This is a genomic window from Blautia sp. HCP28S3_G10 (genome assembly GCF_052065235.1).
Lineage (GTDB): Bacteria > Bacillota > Clostridia > Lachnospirales > Lachnospiraceae > Blautia_A.
On the sequence record NZ_JBQHUL010000002.1, the window covers coordinates 22168 to 41741 of the forward strand.

11 protein-coding genes are annotated in these 19574 nt (G+C 42.7%); all 11 read left to right on the plus strand.

From position 1 onward, the window contains the following. Positions 1-53: 53 nt before the first annotated feature. The 11 genes from ACTNB8_RS01360 to spoIIIAC all read left to right on the plus strand — a co-directional run bounded on the left by ACTNB8_RS01360 (position 54) and on the right by spoIIIAC (position 19562). A complete protein-coding gene (locus ACTNB8_RS01360; RefSeq protein WP_441051652.1) occupies positions 54-2921 on the plus strand; it encodes a hypothetical protein in 2868 nt (955 codons plus the stop codon). Positions 2922-3065: 144 nt separating this feature from the next. Beyond that, positions 3066-4271, plus strand: coding sequence for an FtsW/RodA/SpoVE family cell cycle protein (locus ACTNB8_RS01365; RefSeq protein WP_441051654.1), 1206 nt, complete (start codon positions 3066-3068; stop codon positions 4269-4271). A 127-nt stretch (positions 4272-4398) separates the two neighbouring features. Beyond that, complete coding sequence (gene acpP, locus ACTNB8_RS01370; protein ID WP_296157077.1) at positions 4399-4632, plus strand: acyl carrier protein; 234 nt, start codon at positions 4399-4401, stop codon at positions 4630-4632. A 102-nt stretch (positions 4633-4734) separates the two neighbouring features. Then, positions 4735-6183: a glutamate--tRNA ligase gene (gene gltX, locus ACTNB8_RS01375; protein WP_441051656.1), complete on the plus strand. Its 1449-nt coding sequence runs from the start codon at positions 4735-4737 to the stop codon at positions 6181-6183. Between the two features lie 22 nt (positions 6184-6205). Continuing rightward, entirely contained in the window at positions 6206-8032 is a 1827-nt protein-coding gene (locus tag ACTNB8_RS01380) for an ATP-dependent helicase (RefSeq protein WP_441051658.1), read from the plus strand. Continuing rightward, positions 8029-8577 carry a 4'-phosphopantetheinyl transferase family protein gene (locus ACTNB8_RS01385; protein ID WP_441051660.1) on the plus strand — a complete coding sequence of 183 codons (549 nt, stop codon included), beginning with the start codon at positions 8029-8031 and terminating at the stop codon, positions 8575-8577. The genes ACTNB8_RS01380 and ACTNB8_RS01385 overlap by 4 nt, the downstream gene beginning before the upstream one ends. A 149-nt stretch (positions 8578-8726) precedes the next feature. Then, positions 8727-15920: an Ig-like domain-containing protein gene (locus ACTNB8_RS01390; RefSeq protein WP_441051662.1), complete on the plus strand. Its 7194-nt coding sequence runs from the start codon at positions 8727-8729 to the stop codon at positions 15918-15920. 149 nt (positions 15921-16069) lie between these two features. Then, entirely contained in the window at positions 16070-17848 is a 1779-nt protein-coding gene (locus tag ACTNB8_RS01395; RefSeq protein ID WP_441051663.1) for an O-antigen ligase family protein, read from the plus strand. Positions 17849-17935: 87 nt separating this feature from the next. After that, entirely contained in the window at positions 17936-18841 is a 906-nt protein-coding gene (gene spoIIIAA / locus ACTNB8_RS01400; RefSeq protein WP_441051665.1) for a stage III sporulation protein AA, read from the plus strand. After that, positions 18835-19353, plus strand: coding sequence for a stage III sporulation protein AB (locus tag ACTNB8_RS01405; RefSeq protein ID WP_441051667.1), 519 nt, complete (start codon positions 18835-18837; stop codon positions 19351-19353). Before spoIIIAA ends, ACTNB8_RS01405 begins: the two co-directional genes overlap by 7 nt. A gap of 14 nt (positions 19354-19367) precedes the next feature. Next, positions 19368-19562, plus strand: a complete 195-nt coding sequence (gene spoIIIAC / locus ACTNB8_RS01410) for a stage III sporulation protein AC (protein WP_296157065.1) — start codon at positions 19368-19370, stop codon at positions 19560-19562. The last annotated feature ends 12 nt before the right edge of the window (positions 19563-19574 follow it).

Below are 19574 nucleotides of genomic sequence, written 5' to 3' on the forward strand. Positions count from 1 at the left end.
ATCAGGTTAACTATTTTTTATGAAGCCGAATGGCAGAAAAGGAGTCGTATAAAATGAACAGAAACAGAAAAAAAGCAGTGGCAGCTTCTGTAGCAGCCGGAATGGCGGCTGTAATGGCAGTAAGCCCGGTAATGGCAGCGGACAGCGGTATCTCCAAAGAAGAGACTGTATATGTAAATGCGGCAGCTGACGGAACACCGGAAGAAATCACAGTATCTGACTGGCTGAAGAACTCCGCATCAGCAGGTGATCTTTCAGATACATCAGATCTGAAAGATATCAAAAATGTCAAAGGTGATGAAACATTCAGTCAGGATGGCAGTAATCTTACATGGAATACAGATGACAAAGATATATATTATCAGGGAACTTCCGACAAAGAACTTCCGGTATCTATGAGCATTAAATATTATATGGACGGTGTTCAGGTAAGTGCAGATGATCTTGCTGGAAAGAGTGGACATCTTAAAATAGAAGTAAATTACACGAATAATGTAAAAAATAAAACAAAAGTCGGCAACAAAACAGAAGACATGTATGCGCCGTTTGTAATGGCAACTGCAATGATCCTTCCTGTGGATAACTTTACAAATGTTACTGTTGATAATGGAAAAGTCCTTTCAGATGGAAAGAGAAATATTGCAATCGGTGTCGGACTTCCGGGTTTAGCAGACAGCCTGGAGCTGAAGAGTATTGATAAAGATATTGATGTTGATATTCCGAAAGGATTTACCATGGAAGCTGATGTTACTGATTTCAGCATGAGTTCAACATTTACTTTTGCACTGACTGATATGCTGGATTCTATTGATACAGATGATATTGACGGACTGGATGATCTGAAGGATTCTGTCAAGAAACTGACAGATGCGGCAACTGAACTGGTAGACGGATCTCAGGAACTGTCAGATGGAGCAGATACACTGAATGAAAAATACGCAGAGTTTGATGATGGTGTGGGAACACTGTCCAGTGGAGTAAGCACACTGAATACAGGTGTAGCATCTCTGAACAGTGGTATTGCCTCTTATACAGCAGGAGCAGACACACTTGCTTCCGGTGTGACTCAGTATACTTCGGGTGTTGGTACACTGACAGATGCACTTAAGAAATATAATAACGGTGTAAATACTCTGACATCGGGTGTGAAATCCTACGTAACAGGAACAACCACACTTGCAGGTGGCGTGAAGACTTATGTACAGGGCGCAACAACACTTGGCCAGGGAATCCAGAAATATGTAGACGGAATCGGTGAGCTGATCAGTGGAATTGGAGATGCAGTAACAGGGATCAATGATGCTGCAACAGAACTGACAGAAACAGCAACAAAGGCGGCTGATCTGCAGAAAGCACTTCCGACAAAGGTCGGAGAGATCAAGAAGTTTGCAGCCGGAGCTTCTGACTTTGCAACAAGCATGGAAACAAAAACAGGCAATTTTGCAACTTCAACAAAGGATTACGCAGGAAAAGTCAGCCAGGTTCGTAAAGGTCTTGATCAGCTGAATGCTTCTTTAAATGGTTCAACAGGTGGAACAACAGAAGGCGCGGATACTGTAGCAAGCGGCCTTGCAACAGCACAGGCAGCAGCTTCCTCTATCTCCGCAGCAACAGACGGTTCTGTTGCAACTCAGATTTCTTCAGCAGCCAGCGCAGTAAGCGCAGCAGCAGGAACAGGTGCTGCACTTCAGGGAGATGCAGATACAATTTCCGGCGGACTTTCCCAGGCAAGTTCTGCAATTGATATCCTGAACGGAATCGATACATCAGGAATGGACGAGGCACAGGCAGCAGCAGTACAGAGCGCAGTTCAGAGTGCGATCGGAGCTATTTCCGGTGGTGTTGCAACAGCTCAGGGCGGAGTTGGAAATCTGCAGGCACATGCAGGTGCTGTTTCAGGACTCTCTGATCAGGCAGCCCAGGTTCAGGCAGCAGCAGATGCAGTAAGTGCACAGAGCGCACAGAATGCGGCAGCAAACAGCGGTGCGGTACAGCAGCTTCAGCAGGGGCTTGCGCAGGTTCAGGAAGGTCTGGAAGACATTAATGCAGCGGGAGATGCACAGGATCCGCTTGCTACAATAAAAACAACAGTAAATCAGCTGGCAACAAGTCTGGATCAGATTGACGATGGTTATAGCAAAGGATTAACAGCAGCTGCAGATGGCTTCCTTTCTAAGGATACACAGGCACTGGTAAAAAAGATCACAGAAGGTGCAACGGAAGTTAACACCGGTGTAGATGATCTCACAAAACAGGTAAGTGAGATGCTCAGTGCAGAGAAACTGAAAAAACTCACAGACGGTGCAGCAGAACTGACAGCAGGTTCACAGGCACTGACAGCAGGATACGCAGAAGCTACAGCATCAGCAAAACAGCTGGTAGAAGGTGCAACAAAACTTCAGTCCTATAACAAAGACCTTACAAGTGGAGCTGACCAGCTTACAAGTTCAGGAAAAACTCTTACAAGTGGAGCTAACAGCCTGGATAAAGCAACCAAGCAGGTTAAATCAGGTACTTCCAAGATCAAGAAAGCGACAAGCCAGCTTGCAGGCGGAGCCAAGAAACTTTCTTCCAACAGTGGTGCACTGAGAAGCGGAGCAGGCCAGCTCGTATCTGGAACTCAGCAGCTGTCAAGTGGTGTGGGAACACTTACAAGCGGCAGCAAACAGGTCAAAGACGGAATCGGAACTCTGGCAGACGGCGCCAAGAAACTGGCAGACGGAACAAAAGAATTCAACGATGACGGAATCAAGAAGATTCAGGACGTAGTTGACAATGATCTTCAGGATGTTCTGGATCGTCTGGATGCACTCTGCGCAGACAATAACACTTACACTTCCTACAGTGGAAAGACAGACGATATGGATGGAAATGTCAAGTTTGTGATCGAAACAGCATCTATTGATGATGATAAAAACTGATGATTTTTATGAGATAACAGTAACGGGGCGGTACGCAGAGTACCGCCTCTTTTTGTGTCTTCAAAACCTTGCAGACAAAACTTTATTCTGTTATAATTTATTCCAATTATGAAAACATTTTTACAGAAAGTTTCAGGTGATTGAATGGCAAAAACAAAACAGCAGAGAAAACCACTGATACCTGCTGCGACCAGCAGTTCATCCCACAGGAAACGTAAGGCAGATTATTATGATTACAGTCTTTTGGCTGTTATTATTCTGCTGACGTGTTTCGGACTCATTATGCTGTACAGTACAAGTTCCTATATGGCTGAACTGAATTATGGCGATGATATGTATTATTTCAAAAAACAGGCTGCGATCAGTCTGGCATGTATTGTGGCAGCTCTTGCAATATCAGAAGTGGACTATCATATTCTCACAAAATTCACGGGTGTGCTTTATGGAGCGGCTGCAGTGCTCATGATACTGGTAAAGACTCCGCTTGGACGAAGTGCAAACGGTGCAAGACGGTGGCTGAACCTCGGTCCGCTTTCTTTCCAGCCGTCAGAGATCGCGAAGATCGCCGTAATTGTCTGCCTGTCATATATGATCGTTAATATGGGAAAAAAGGTACGTACACTGAAAGGCTGTATGACACTGGCAGGAATGGGTGGAGCACTTGCACTTTTTGCCTATGTGTTCACAGATAACCTGAGTACGGCTATCATTATCTTCTGTATTACAGCAGGGCTTATTTTTGTGGCACATCCGCAGACAAAACCATTTCTCATTATTGCAGGAGTGGGAATTATGATGATTATTATTTTTGTACGGGTGCTGAGTTCTTCTATGGAAACGAGTTCCAATTTCCGTCTGCGCCGTATCCTGGTATGGCTTCATCCGGAGGATTATGCTTCCGGTGACGGTTATCAGACCATACAGGCATTGTATGCGATCGGTTCAGGAGGGCTTCTTGGAAGAGGGTTAGGAAACAGTATCCAGAAACTGGGAAGTGTTCCGGAAGCGCAGAACGATATGATCTTTTCAATTGTATGTGAGGAGCTGGGAATCGTTGGAGGAGTTATCCTGCTTTTGCTGTTTGCATATCTTCTGTACAGGCTGTTCTTTATCGCACAGAATGCACCGGACATGTTCGGGTCACTGATGGTTACAGGAATCTTTATACATATTGCATTGCAGGTTATTTTTAATATTGCAGTTGTGGTAAATCTGATGCCAAACACAGGTGTTACCCTTCCTTTTGTCAGTTATGGAGGAACGTCCATTTTGTTCCTTATGGCAGAAATGGGACTTGCATTAAGTGTGGCAAGGCAGATTAAATTTCAGGAGTCCGAAAGGCTTCTGTGAAATAACACAAAATCTATTGACAAATGTTTTGCCAGAATATATACTTTCCACATCAAAGTAGTGGCGAACATAGTCTGTTCATGGGAGAACAGCGACACGAAACATGCTTGATAAAGGAGAAAACGCAATGTTAGAAGAAATGAGAAAAATGATCGCAGAACAGTTGAGCTGTGATGAAAACGAAATTACAGCAGATACCTCTTTCAAAGATGATCTGGGAGCAGATTCCCTTGACCTTTTTGAGCTGGTAATGGCTCTGGAGGATGAGTACAATATTGAGATACCTGCCGAGGAACTTACCGAACTGGCAACAGTAGGAGATGTTATCGAATACCTTAAAGGCAGAGGAATCGAAGCATAAGAAATTGTAGCGAAACCAAAAACTCCCTGAGGCAGACTTGTCTCAGGGAATATTTTTGGTTATAATAAGAACAGACTGTAATAACTGAAAGGATGGAGAGAAATGACTAAGATCAGAACAAGATTTGCACCAAGTCCTACAGGACGTATGCACGTAGGAAATCTGCGTACAGCTCTGTATGCATATCTGATTGCAAAACACGAAGATGGAGATTTTATCCTCAGAATCGAAGATACAGACCAGGAACGTTATATGGAAGGCGCAGTAGATATTATTTACCGTACACTGGAAAAAACAGGACTTCTTCATGATGAAGGACCGGACAAAGACGGTGGTGTCGGCCCGTATGTACAGAGTGAGAGACAGGCATCAGGCCTTTATCTGAAATATGCAGAACAGCTTATCGAGCAGGGAGATGCTTATTACTGTTTCTGTGGACCGGAAGAACTGGAATCCATGAAACGTGTAGTTGCAGGCAAGGAAATTTCTATCTATGACAAGAGATGTCTGCATCTTCCGAAAGAAGAAGTAGAGAGACGTCTGGCAGCAGGGGAACCGCATGTTATCCGTTTCAACATGCCTACAAAAGGAACAACTACTTTCCATGATGTTATTTATGGAGATATCACTGTAAACAACGAAGAAATGGAAGACCTGATCCTTATTAAATCTGACGGATATCCTACTTACAACTTTGCAAATGTAGTAGATGACCACCTTATGGGAATCACTCATGTAGTAAGAGGAAACGAATATCTTTCTTCCGCACCGAAATATAACCGTATTTATGAAGCATTCGGTTGGGAAATCCCGGTTTATGTACACTGTCCGCTGATCACAAACGAAGAACATCAGAAACTGTCCAAACGTTCAGGACATTCTTCCTATGAAGATCTGATCAATCAGGGATTTGTTACAGAAGCAGTTGTAAACTTTGTTGCTCTTCTCGGATGGAGCCCACAGGACAACTGCGAGATCTTTTCCCTGCCGGAACTTGTAAAAGCATTTGACTATCATCATATCAGCAAATCTCCGGCAGTATTTGACATTACAAAGCTTCGCTGGATGAACGGTGAGTACATTAAAAAAATGGATCCGGAAGCATTCTATGAGAGAGCTCTTCCATATATGAAGGAAGTTCTCAAGAAAGAATATGATTTCCATAAGATCGCAGGTATGGTTCAGACAAGAATTGAAACATTTCCGGATATCCCGGCACTGATCGATTTCTTTGAAGAAGTTCCGGAATATGATTCTGCAATGTACTGCCACAAGAAAATGAAAACAAATGAAGAAACATCTCTTCAGGTACTGAAAGAAGTACTTCCTGTACTGGAAGCCCAGGAAGATTATACAAATGATCCGCTGTTTGCATCCTTAAGCGCATTTGTCAAAGAAAAAGGATACAAGAACGGATATGTTATGTGGCCGCTTCGTACAGCTGTTTCCGGCAAACAGATGACACCTGCCGGTGCAACTGAGATTATGGAGATTATTGGCAGGGAAGAAACAATTAAGCGTGTAAAAGCAGCTATCGAGAAACTCAGCTGATTTATTTCAAGATCGGAACAATATGAAACGTAATCCATCTCAGAAACGGGCAATCGCCCACCTGTCAGGACCGATGATGGTTCTGGCAGGCCCCGGTTCGGGGAAAACTTCCGTAATAGTAGAAAGAACTGCATATATGACCAGTGAGGGGAAGATACCGCCTTCCTCTGTTCTTGTTGTGACTTTTTCAAGGGCAGCGGCAAAAGAAATGAAAGAACGTTTCCTTACTTTTACAGGACAGCAGCATACGCAGGTAACTTTCGGGACCTTTCACGGGGTATTTTATGGAATCCTGAAACATGCCTATGGATTTACTGCCGCAAATATTCTTTCGGAAGAAGAAAAATCAGGGATTTTAAGGGAGCTGACACTGAATTATGGCGGAGATCTGGCAGAAGAAGGCGATTTTACAGAAGAAATCGCCAAAGAGATCAGTGTAGTAAAAGGAAACAGGATTTCTCTGGAACATTATTATTCTTCCTGTTGTCCGGATGAGGTTTTTCGGCAGATATATCAGGGATACCGTAAAACATGCCAGGAAAAGCGTAAACTGGATTTTGATGATATGCTTCTTTACTGCTATGAACTTTTTGACAAAAGAAAAGACATTCTGGCTGCCTGGCAGAATAAATTTCAGTACATTTTGGTCGATGAGTTCCAGGATATCAACCAGCTTCAGTATGATATTGTACGTATGCTGGCAGAGCCGCAGAATAATCTGTTCATTGTGGGAGACGATGACCAGTCGATTTATCATTTCCGTGGTGCAAGGCCGGAGATCATGCTGAATTTTACAAAAGATTATCCGGAGGCGGAGACTGTTCTGCTGGATGTGAATTACCGCTGCAGCAGCAGAATTTTAAGTTCAGCCATGAAAGTGATAGGAGAAAACAAAAAACGCTTCCAGAAAAAACTGAGCACCCCGAATGAGACCGGGAACAGGATTTCTGTCCGGGAATTTCAAAATCCCAGGGAAGAATATCTGAATGTGGTTTCTGAACTGAGAGAACGTATGGAAAAGAGCGAAGACCTGAAAGATACGGCAATCCTTCTCCGTACCAATCAGGAGGCAGAAGGTCTGGTCGGGGCTTTGATGGAACGACAGGTTCCATTCTATATGAAAGAAAAACTTCCCAATCTTTTTCATCACTGGATATGCAGAAATATGCTTGCATACATGCGGTTTGCAAAAGGGGATACAAGCCGGAAAAACTTCCTTGAGATCATGAATCGTCCGAACAGGTATATCGCAAGAGATGCCCTTCCGATGACTGAAATTTCTTTCGATGTACTACGTGATTTTTATAAGGATAAGGACTGGATGTGCGATCGGATAACAACGCTGGAAACGCATCTGAAGATACTGAAAGGACTTTCTCCTTATGCTGCGATAAATTTTATCAGAAAGGGCATGGGATACGAAGAATACTTGCATGAATATGCAGAATATCGTAAAATAAAACCAGAAGAGTTAAGTGAGATTCTGGACAGACTTACCGAAAGTACAAAGGGAATGGACAGTCTGGAAGAATGGGAGAAATACATAGAAGAATATACACATAAACTGGAAGAGCAGGCCAAAAAACAGGAGCAGGAACGGGAGGGCGTTCTGATATCCACACTCCATGGTGTGAAGGGGCTGGAGTTTGACAAGGTTTATATTCTCAATGTAAATGAGGGCAGCATGCCTTACAAAAAAGCGGTTCTGGAACCTGCGGTCGAAGAAGAACGGCGGCTCTTTTATGTGGGAATGACCCGTGCCAGAAAGATACTTACTCTGTGTTACGTGAGACAGCAGTATGAAAAGAAACGGGAACCCTCCCGATTCTTAAAGGAGGCAGGAGTATGAAGGCGGTTATTTATTTTACAGAGATTCCGGAAAAATACGTGCACAAAAACATGGAACACATGACAGGGGAAAAACTTCTTGCAGCAGGCCTGTACAAAGAATTTGGCATGAAGCTGGCTTTTGAACCCAGAGCAAGAGGGGAACATGGCAAGCCGTTTCTGACTTTGCAGCCAAAGATTCATTACAATATCAGCCACTCAGGCAAATATGTAATGTGTATTATCACAGGACAGGAAGTTGGAATCGATATACAGGAACATAAAAAAGTAAATTATGAGCGCATGCTGGAACGTATGGTTCCACCAGATATGATAAGAGAAATCCTGGAAAGCGATGAACCGGAGAAGGCGTTTTTTGCACAGTGGGTACTGAGAGAAGCTTACATCAAATGGACAGGAGAGGGCCTTTCAAAAGACCTCCGCACGATTTCTATGGACAAAGGGTCATATCTTATGCTGGAGCTGGAAAAAGGATACAGCGGAGCCGTATGGTCCAGAACACCTCTCGAGATCAGCTGGGAACACATGGATATAGAGATTCCGTAAATTGTAACAAATAATTTTAACATGAAATAATATTTAAATCAGGTTGGAAAATTTTTCTGACCTGATTTTTTTGACATTTTTATTGCGAAATGACGTTATAGAGAGGTATACTTATTTTGTATATTTATCATAAAAAGGAGGAAGCGTGTATGAAGAGAAAAAGACTGGCTCTTTTGCTGGCTGTTGCCCTGACTGTTACAAGCGTGGACAGCTCGGCACTTGCAGTAAGCGGAGCAGATTTTTCATCTGAAGCTGCAGAAGTGGAAACAGAAATAGAGCCACAGGCAGCCGAAGACGCAGCTGTGAATGTGACAGGTGAAGATACCTCAGAAGAAACTGTCACAGCACAGGAAACGGCAGAGCCGGAAGTGACTGCCGATGATGAAACAGACAGTGAAGTGACTGTGGAAAACAACGAAACGGAAGAGACAGAAATTGTATCTGAAGATGAGGCAGAACCTGACCTTGGCGATGGTGAGGAAACTGACATTGTCGCAGTCGGAGATGAAAACGGAAATGGTTCTGAAGAAAGCAATGTCGAATCTATTACTGTAGAGAATCTGAATACAACAGAAATAACAGCAGGATTTGATTATGTTGCGGAAATATTCAATGGCGCTACTGTAACTGTTAACTATAATGATGGTTCAGAATCGTATGTGAAACAGTTTGATGAAGAAGGGAATTTAGGAGCTACATTTGAGGATTCTTACGGCCATTCTTTTTCTGCTTACTGGCTGATTGACAATCAACTTCAGAATTTGGATTTCTGGGGAAGGCAGAATCCTGGAACATATGAACTGGTTTTCAGTAATGGTAATGTCCAAAGTGACAGTACAGAAATCAATGTAGTTCATCCGAAAAATCTGTCTGGGTACCAGGGAACGATGAATTCTGGCGAAACAGAATGCAGTCTTGTAAAGGGTGAAGTTTTCAGTTTTACACCTGAAAAATCTGGAAATTATAAGGTTGAATCGTATATAGCGGAAGAAGGATACAGCGTTGGCAGTACGTTGGCAGCCGAAAATAAACCAGGTGAGTTCAGCTGCGTGTATGGCTCGTCAAGCGTTTATCAACTTGAAAAAGATATAACTTATTATTTCAGACCAGATTTAGAGGCTGATTCAACTGCAACAAAAGTTACGATTACTTTTTTGCCTGAAATTTCTTCTGTACAGGTAAATATGAATCAGGTAGAAAAAACAGCCTTCCTGGCTGGATTAGAGTACTGTTATTTACCAGGGCTGGAGCTGACTGTGAATTATGGAAATGAGCTGGAAGCGCAGACATTTACTTTTGAAGATAAATGCGGAAGCATCATGGATTCCTATGGAAATAATTTTTATTATTATTTTGAACCCCAGACATTTAATGAAAATAATAATACATATGGTTATGGTGGGATATTACCAACAGTTGGAAAGTATAAGGTAAATGTTTATGCTAATGGTATGTTAGTGAATGAAGATTCTGATTGTACTGTTTCAGCTGTAATGCCGGAGAATCTCACAGAACTTAATGTGGGTTCAAACCATATAAAAAGTTCAGACAACTACCAATATATCTGGTATACATTTACACCTTCCAGTACAGCGAAATATCGGATCGGACCAGTCAGCAATTTTAAAATATATAAGAAGACGGATACAGGTGTTGAAGAGTTATATCCGTCTGGAAGCGAATACTGTTCATGTGAACTGGAAGAAAAAGCAACTTATTATTTCGGATTCCGGGGAACAAAATACTTCTATGATGAAGAGAATGACAGAACTGTAATAACGCATGAATGGGATGTGACTATTGAAGAGGGTCAGGATATTTCAGGTCTGCAGTTTACCCAGGATGAAATTACACTTGTAGAAGGCTTTGATTCAACAATAGCTGATTCACCGTTTGGATATGAGAAACTTGCCATTACCTATGGTACAGGTGAGACTGCTGTAACAAAAACAACCACTCCATATCTCGGACAGATTCTGAGTGATGATTTCGGAAACGGTATTTATACACATATCTATGGTTCTGATGGAAGTGAGTTTAAATGGGATACAGAAGAGTCAGATGTGTCTGAAGACGGCGAAGCAGAAAAAGAAGTACAGAAACTTCCAATAGGAACTTATACGGTGAATTTTACCTATACAGATCCTGGTGCAGAAGAAGGAGAAACAGATACTACAATCACCAGTAACACTATAACTTTAAATGTGATTTCTGCCGATAAGGCCGGTTTTCAGGAACTTAAGGTTGGTGAAAAAAACACAGTAAAACCAGGTGACTGGAACAATAACCAGAAAAACTGGTATAAATTGGTAGTCTCAAAGGCAGGAGAGTACAGGTTCAGTCAGGAAAACAATGAGAATTACTATAGGCAGAGATGGCGTTATGTTTCTGAAGGAAAGATTATTGATCCGGAAGTTGATGAAGACAACGAATTCTGGGGAGACTGGGGAGCCAGACTGCAGGTCGGTACGTATTATGTGTGCTGGGAGAACAGCAAACCAGAAGATGAATTAACTATTAATATTTCCAAGAAGCCGGAAGTTGAATCGGTAACAGTAAAAACAATTGAACCTGCTGACATGACTTTCATCGAGCATATGGGAATAGATATCAGTAAGCTGCTTGTAGAAGTTAAATATGATGATGGAAAGACAATAGAAATTGGCAGAGATTATGGTTGTGATGACTATGATAATTACCTTAATACAAAGCTTGTAGATCCGACGAAAGATGAAGAAGATAATTATATTGATTTGACTGATGATATCCCGGCAGGTAAATATGTATACAAGGTATCTTTCGGTGGTGTTTATGCGGATGATATTCCTGTACATGTGATTTCAGCAGGAGATCTTGTTAAGGGAGATCTGAAAACAGATGAAGCTACATCTGTGACCAATCAGGATAAACTGGTCCTGAAATATACAGCAGAAGCAACCGGACGTTATGAACTGGGCTTCAATATACCTCTCACAAACATCAAGATCAGAACTGTAGGGGAGGGATACAGACCTAGAAACTCTGTAGTGGAAAGTAACTGTACTTATGTAAATATGGAACAGGGTACTACTTATTACATCTATGTTCAGGCAGATGAGTACTGCCCGGAACTTGAAGTAAGTGTATCTCTTATTACCAGACCGGCGGGCCTGACAGCTACTGCATTAAAGAAAAACTACATCGCAGGTGTGGATTACTTTAACGAAAGCGATATGCAGACAGAGGTCAGCTATGACGGAAATACAAGAACAGTGCGCGGACCGCAGGAGGTAGATGGATATTACCTGCATTATAACCTGAAAGACAGTGATGGAAATAATATTGATTATGATGGATATTACGAACCTCTTTCAGCAGGTACTTATACTGTAACACCATATCTCAGTGCAAGTATACAGACAGGAAGTGCAGTTGCAGTTGAAATGTCAGAGCTTCCGACAACAGCAACAACGATCACTGCGAAGAAATTTGAAAATCTGAAAGCACTTCCGGAACTTAAGGAAGATACATGGACAGATGTAGAGGTAAAACAGAAAGGACAGTATTATTATTTTACAGCAGGTGAAGCAGGAACTTATACATGGCAGATCGAGAACGTAAACAGTAACATTGGTGTTGGTTTCTACAGAGACGGAGAGAATGAATACGAAGCAAGTTATGACTATGGTATCCGTTTGGAAGCAGGTGAAACCTGTCTGGTACATGTTTCCGCATTGAATGATGGAAGATTTAAAATAGTTCGGGAAGCAGAAGAGGAAATCAAAAAACCGGAAGAAATAACTTCTCTTGAACTTACTGACGGAATGAAAAAGCTGATTGCTTACAAAGGAGAAGAGATACCGTGTACTTTCACACCTGAGGAAGATGGAGAATATATTATTGAGTCTCTGCCAAATGGAGAACATTACTCTACCAGTGTAACATTAAAATGTGATGGTAAAACGATTGCAGAAGATGGTGTCTATGATGAGGATGATGAACATCAGTTTAACCTTGAATATACATTGAAGGCCGGTAAGACGTATACATATTATCCGAGATTGTTTTATGCAGAGAATTCAGGAACTATTTATCTCTATTTCCACAAAGCCATTAAAAAAGATATTCAGAGTTTTAAACTTGTAAGAGATCCTGATGCTGAGAATAAGGATCTTACTGTGTTCGACCGCATAAAAAGTTATTATAATGCTGTAATTACTTATACAGATAACACAACTTATGCAACAGGAACAGAAGACTGGTTCCAGACAGACGAATATGGAAATGAATTTTACTTTGACGCAGATTATGCAGAAAAAGATATGTTTGCTGAAAATCTCACCTATAATGTTACCTTATGCTACAGACAGGACAGAAATGGCGATTACAACAGGATTACAGAGTCTCTTTCTGTCCCGGGACTGGGTTCCTTTGATAAATTCTCATTAGGCAAAGAATACCAGATTACGAAACATGAGCAGTATTATATCTTTACCCCTGAAGAAGATGGAGAATATATCTGTACTCTTAATCAGGAAAATGACGGCGCAAATCATACAGGTATTTCAGAATGCGGAAAAATAGAAGATGGACGTCTGCGGGAAAAATCTCTGGAATCCAGCTGGCAGGAAGGAGAAACTACTTTTTCTGTATATCTGAAAGCAGGACAGAAATATATCGTTAATGCAGGAAGAGAAGATGATCTGGATGAAACAACTGCAACGTTTATTGTTAAGAAAGTAGCGAAAACTCTGAAAGGCCTCAAACTGGTAAAAGCACCGGAACAGACTACATGTCTTCCTAACGATGTGAATGCAATTTCCCTTAAGGGAATGCAGGTAGAAGCATCTTATACAGATGGTTCCACAGAAACAGTTACCTATGGAAAAGCAGACAGTGACGGAAGATTTCTGCATCATGGCGGAGTAAAATGGCTCAGCAATGGCAAATGCCGTGCATATGTAAATCTTGGAAGATATCAGGTATCCTTTGAACTTGATGCAGCTTCCAGAGATGATGTACCGCAGATCAGAATTGGTGAGAAGACTGAACTGAATGCAGTAAAAGGTGACACAGTTACTGTAAAAGTAACAGCAGATGAAAGTGCTTCATATGTTATAGATTCTGATTACTGCTATATCAGTGGAGAAATTGGAAGCGATAATGCTGATGATGAAGGCTGGGTATATGGAGATCGCTACTACATGGAAGCAGGAAAAACCTATTATGTACACTTCCATGTATTCAGATCCGAACCGACACCGACAGTACTTATCAAAAAATATGAAAAACCAACAGCAACACCGGAACCGACAGCAACGCCAGAACCGACAGCAACACCGACACCGGAACCAACGGCAACACCGGAACCGACCGCAACGCCAGCTCCGACCGCAACGCCAGTTCCGACAGCAACGCCAGAACCAACGGCAACGCCAGTTCCGACCGCAACGCCAGCTCCGACAGCAACACCAACACCAGTTCCGACAGCAACAGCAACACCGGAACCGACAGCAACGCCGGAACCAACAGCAACACCGGAACCGACAGCAACGCCAGTTCCGACAGCAACGCCAGCTCCGACAGCAACACCAACACCAGTTCCGACAGCAACAGCAACACCGGAACCGACAGCAACGCCAGTTCCGACAGCAACGCCAACACCGGAACCAACAGCAACACCAGTTCCGACAGCAACGCCAGTTCCGACAGCAACACCAGTTCCAACAGCAACACCAACGCCGGAACCAACCGCAACACCGGAACCAACAGCAACGCCAGTTCCGACAGCAACGCCAACGCCGGAACCAACAGCAACACCAGTTCCGACAGCAACCCCAACACCAGCGGTATCTGAGAAGATTGAAGAGGTTAAGAAGGATCTGGAAAATATTCCGACAGAACCGGATAAGATTACAGATGAAGACAAGATTAAGATTGACAGCGCAGTTGACACAATCACAGAGATCAGTAACGAAGAGCTGGTCAAAGATGACAATGCGATGGAAACTGTAGAAAAAGTTGAAGATCTTGTAGTGAAAGCAAATGAAAAAGTTGCTGAAACAGAAGTTAAGTCTGAAGTTGGAACTGTTACAGTAAAAGGCGCAGCTCTTACAGCTGCCAAAGAAGCAAAAGCGGCAGACGAAAATCAGCAGCTGGCAGCAAAACTTTCTGTAACAGAATCTGCAAATAAATATGAAAATCTGGGTAAAGATGTTCTTGCACTGGATATCAGTCTTTCTATCGTAGATATGAATAATGATGGAAAGGTAGTCGAAGGAAAAGAAGATGTACAGCCTGCAGCACCGATTCAGATCACAATGCCTGTTCCTGAAAAATACCAGAAACGTGAACTGAAACTTGTTCATATTAAAGGTAATGGACAGGAAACCATGAATTGCACTGCAAACGCAGACGGAACAATTACATTTGTGGTAACTTCCTTAAGCGATTATGTCCTTGTACCGGGAAAATGTACATATGGAAATCATAACTACAAAGCAACAGTTATCAAACCTGCAACCTGCATTGAGCCGGGCCAGATGAAAAAAGTCTGCAAGATCTGTGCTGATGAATATACACAGCCGATTGATGTGGATTCAAATGCCCACAGCTACAAATGGGTTACAGTCAAAAATCCAACCTGTACAGCAGCAGGAAGTAAGCAGGAAGAGTGTGAATACTGTCATGATGTGAAGAGCACGGCTTCAATCCCGGCAACAGGCAGACATACTTTAAGTGGCTGGGCTACAACAAAAGAAGCAACAGCAGTGGCAGAAGGTATACAGGAACGTAAGTGTACAGTCTGCGGCGGAGCAAAGGAAACAAGAAAGATTGCGAAACTGAAAGCAACTGTTACTCTGAATGTTCCGACAAACAAGACACTTCCACTGAAAGTAAAACAGTCCTTCCAGATAAAAGCTGACGGACTGGCAAAAGGTGACAGAGTTGTTTCCTGGAGTACAGACAAGGCGAAAATCCTGTCCGTTTCTTCCAAGGGCAAGATCAAAGGAAAGAAAGCAGGAAAGGCAACTGTTACAGCGAAACTGCAGAGTGGCCTGACTGTCAGTGTCAAGGTGAAAGTACAGAAAAAAGCAGTGACAACTACTGCGATCCAGGTACTGAACAAAGCAACAGGAAAGAAAGCTGCGAAGAAAGTCAACCTGAAAGCAAAAGCAAAACTGTCACTTGTGGCTACTGTTGCACCGCTGACAAGCAAGCAGAAAGTTACCTTTACTTCATCTAACAAGAAAGTTGCAGCTGTAAACTCAAAAGGAGTGATCACAGCGAAGAAGAAAGGTACAGCAACGATCACGATCAAATCCGGAAAGAAATCCGTGAAGTTCAAGATCAAAGTAAAATAACGTGCAATCCGATATGGCTTTCCTTCATTCTGTGGAGGAAGGCCATATTTTCGTATATGGACAGAATCAGGCAGGAACTGTATAATTAAACCAGTTTTGTGACAGATGTTCACAGTAACAGTTTCATGATACGAAGGAGAAAATATTTTATGAAAAGGAAAAAGAAACTGCTCCGGGCCGACCTTCTTCCGATTATTTTTACACTGGCACTTCTTCCGCTGGTTGCGAAGGGGCAGGAAGTTGAAATATCATTGGATAATTATTCATGGTTTCCAGACGGCGGTTTTCAGTATGACTTTTTTATGTACTGGAAAGAAATCATATTTCTGATCTTGGCAGGCTGGATGCTTGTAATGCTTACAGACAGATGGCTGATCCGGAGAATACCTTTCAGGAGTCTGAAAATGTGTATGCCACTGGCACTTTATGGTGGATTAACAGTGCTGTCAACGATACTTTCGGTGGATAAAACACTTTCGCTGAAAGGAATGTGGCAGCAGTATGAATCTCTGTGGGTTCTTCTGGGATATCTGGTGGCTGTTTTTTACTGTATGCAGGTTGTGGAATCCATAAATGACGTAAAAATCCTCCTGACAGCATTAGCCGTGGGAGCACTTTTGCAGGGGATTCTGGGAATTACGCAGATGTCCGGTCATGATTTCTTTAGTTCGGAGGCTGGAAAGTCACTGTTTACCGCAGGATTTGATCCATCGGTAAAAGAGGCTCTGCGATTTAATTTTGCAGGAGATTCTTCTGTATATATGGCGTTATACACACCTAACTATGCTGGCGTATATGTGGTGATGATTTTTCCCGTACTTCTTGCACTGGCGGCAATTATCCGTAATAAAATACAGAAAACACTTCTGCTGGTTCTTTCAGGGATTCTAATGATATGTCTCTGGGGAAGTGGATCACGGACAGGTTTTATCGTTCTGGGAGTTCTGATTCTGGTGGCAGTATGTATCTTTCCGGACAAAAATCAGAATAAGTCTGACAGGAAGAAGAGATGGATATGTGCAGGCGTGGCTGTGATCGCAGCCCAGGTTCTGATCTTTGGATATGATTTTGCGAATGATCACGCAATATCGGGAGCATTTGGAGCAATTTTTCAGAAAGAAAGCTATGATCTGGAAGCAATGGAAGCTGACAGAGAGGGTCTGACGCTTGAGTACAAAGGAAAGAGCCTGAAAGTTATTCCTGAAATGACAGAATGGGGAATGACTCTTACTGCAAAAGAAAGTAACGGGGATAAAAAGACAGCTTCCTGGAACTCAGAGAAACAGTGTTTCGACTTCAAAGGAACAGATTACGAAGATCTGGAATTTGATGCATATGAGCAGGAGGATACGCAGTATCTGATTCTTAAATATGCTGATATCAGCTGGAATTTCTATAAGGAAATGGGCTCAGATCATTTTGTATATATAAATCAGTACGGAAAAGATGATGCAATAGAAACAGTACAGGCTGTTCTGAAAGGCCATGAAAAAGCGCTTTCAGGGCGTGGCTACATCTGGGGCAGGACGATTCCCCTGCTTCTGAAACATTTTCTGTGGGGAAGCGGGCCGGATACTTTTGTGGTGGAATTTCCACAGACAGATTATGTGATGAAAGCAAACACAGGTCTTGGAATGTATCAGCAGCTGCCGACGAAGGCACACAGCATGTACCTCCAGAGTGCATTGCAGACAGGTGTGTTTTCGCTGATCTGCCTGTTGATTTTCTGGGGCAGATATGTGATCTGTTTCATAAAAAATGTTCGCCAAAGGGAAAACAGTGAAAGCAGATGGCTTTCACTGGGGATTTTCCTTGGGGTGACAGGATTTTTGCTAATGGGAATAATGAATGATTCCAACCTTGCAGTCTCACCGGTATTCTGGTGCATGCTTGGAACAGGGATTGCAATGGAAACCTTCCACAGTTAAATCTGTGGGAGGTTTTTTCGCATGAATTCAGGATTGTCCACATATATTTAACAGTGAAGAGGGGTGAGGGAGATAGAGGCAGCGTATGTGCAGAATCTTTTTGTGGGAAGGATACGGGAACTTCTGAAAGATGCAGATATTGATTACGATAAACTGTATGAGATACGTCTCAGGGTAGGACGTCCGGTGTTTCTTACCGGAGAAGAGGGAGAACATTTCCTTAAAATACGGGGACGGACACCTTATATAGTTACTGCACATGATCTGAAAGAAACACTGGAGTACATCAGCGGCTATTCGCTTTATGCGTATGAAGATGAGCTGAAACAGGGATATATCAGCATTCAGGGTGGGCATCGTGTAGGAGTGACTGGAAAAGTACTTCTGGATGGCGAAAATATCCGGGGAATGAAATATATTTCCTGTATGAACCTTAGGCTTTCTCATCAGATTGTAGGCTGTGCGGATCAGGTACTGCCGTATATTCAGAAAAAAAACTGGATTGCCCATACGCTGATCATATCACCTCCAAGATGCGGTAAAACGACTTTGCTCAGGGATATTATCCGTCAGATCAGTAATGGAAGAGAGGGGATTGAAGGACAGACAGTTGGAGTCGTAGATGAGAGAAGTGAGCTGGCCGGATGCTATCAGGGAATTCCGCAGAATGATCTTGGGATGAGAACGGATGTTTTGGATGGATGTCCAAAAGCTGAAGGAATGAAAATGCTTTTGAGATCTATGTCACCGGCGGTAGTCGCAGTAGATGAACTCGGACGACAGGAGGATTTCCGGGCGGTGGAAGATGTGATCCACTGTGGATGCAAACTTCTGGCGACTGCACATGGGAATTCACTGGAAGATATTCTGAGACAGCCATTATTTCAGAAACTGGGAGACCTGAAAGTTTTTGAACGCTATGTAATACTGGGGAAAAATCACAGAGCCGGAGAAATCAGGGAAATCTTGGATGGTGAGGGCAGGAGATGCTGAAAACGATCGGGCTTGCGCTGATCATGATCTCCGGTGCAGGTCTGGGATATTCAGCCGGCAGAGAATATATGCTGCGTGAAAAAAATCTCCGGCAGCTGTTTTTGCTGACAGTTTATCTGAGAGGCGAGATACGGTGTGGGAACAGTTCACTGCCGGAAGCTTTTGGAGAAATTTCCATGAGGCTTGATAATAACTGGGGAAAACTGTCAAAAAAGATTTCAGAAGAACTGAAATCTGTGGAAGGAATGTCACTGGAAGCTCTTCTGAGTGGAAAATTCTGTCCGGAAATAAGGCAGCTTCATTTTACAGCAGAAGATGTGCAGCTTATGATTTCTCTTGGCAGCAGACTGGGATATCTGGACAGAGAGATGCAGCTGCGCCAACTGGAATTATATGAGGAAGAACTGAAACAGCATATCCATGAGCTTCATGAAAAAATACCCGAAAAAAGAAAAATATGTCAGAGCCTTGGAATTATGGGAGGCTTTTTACTTGCAGTTATGCTGTGGTAGCAGGAGGGAAGAGAGTGGAAGTCAGTATAATTTTTAAAATAGCAGCAGTCGGAATACTGGTTTCTGTTCTTTCGCAGATACTGAAACACAGTGGGAGGGATGAGCAGGCATTTCTGGTGAGTCTTTCGGGACTTCTGATCGTCCTGTTCTGGATCGTGCCATACATTTATCAGCTGTTTGAAAGTATTCAGAAACTGTTTGTGTTATAGAAGGGGCAGGAA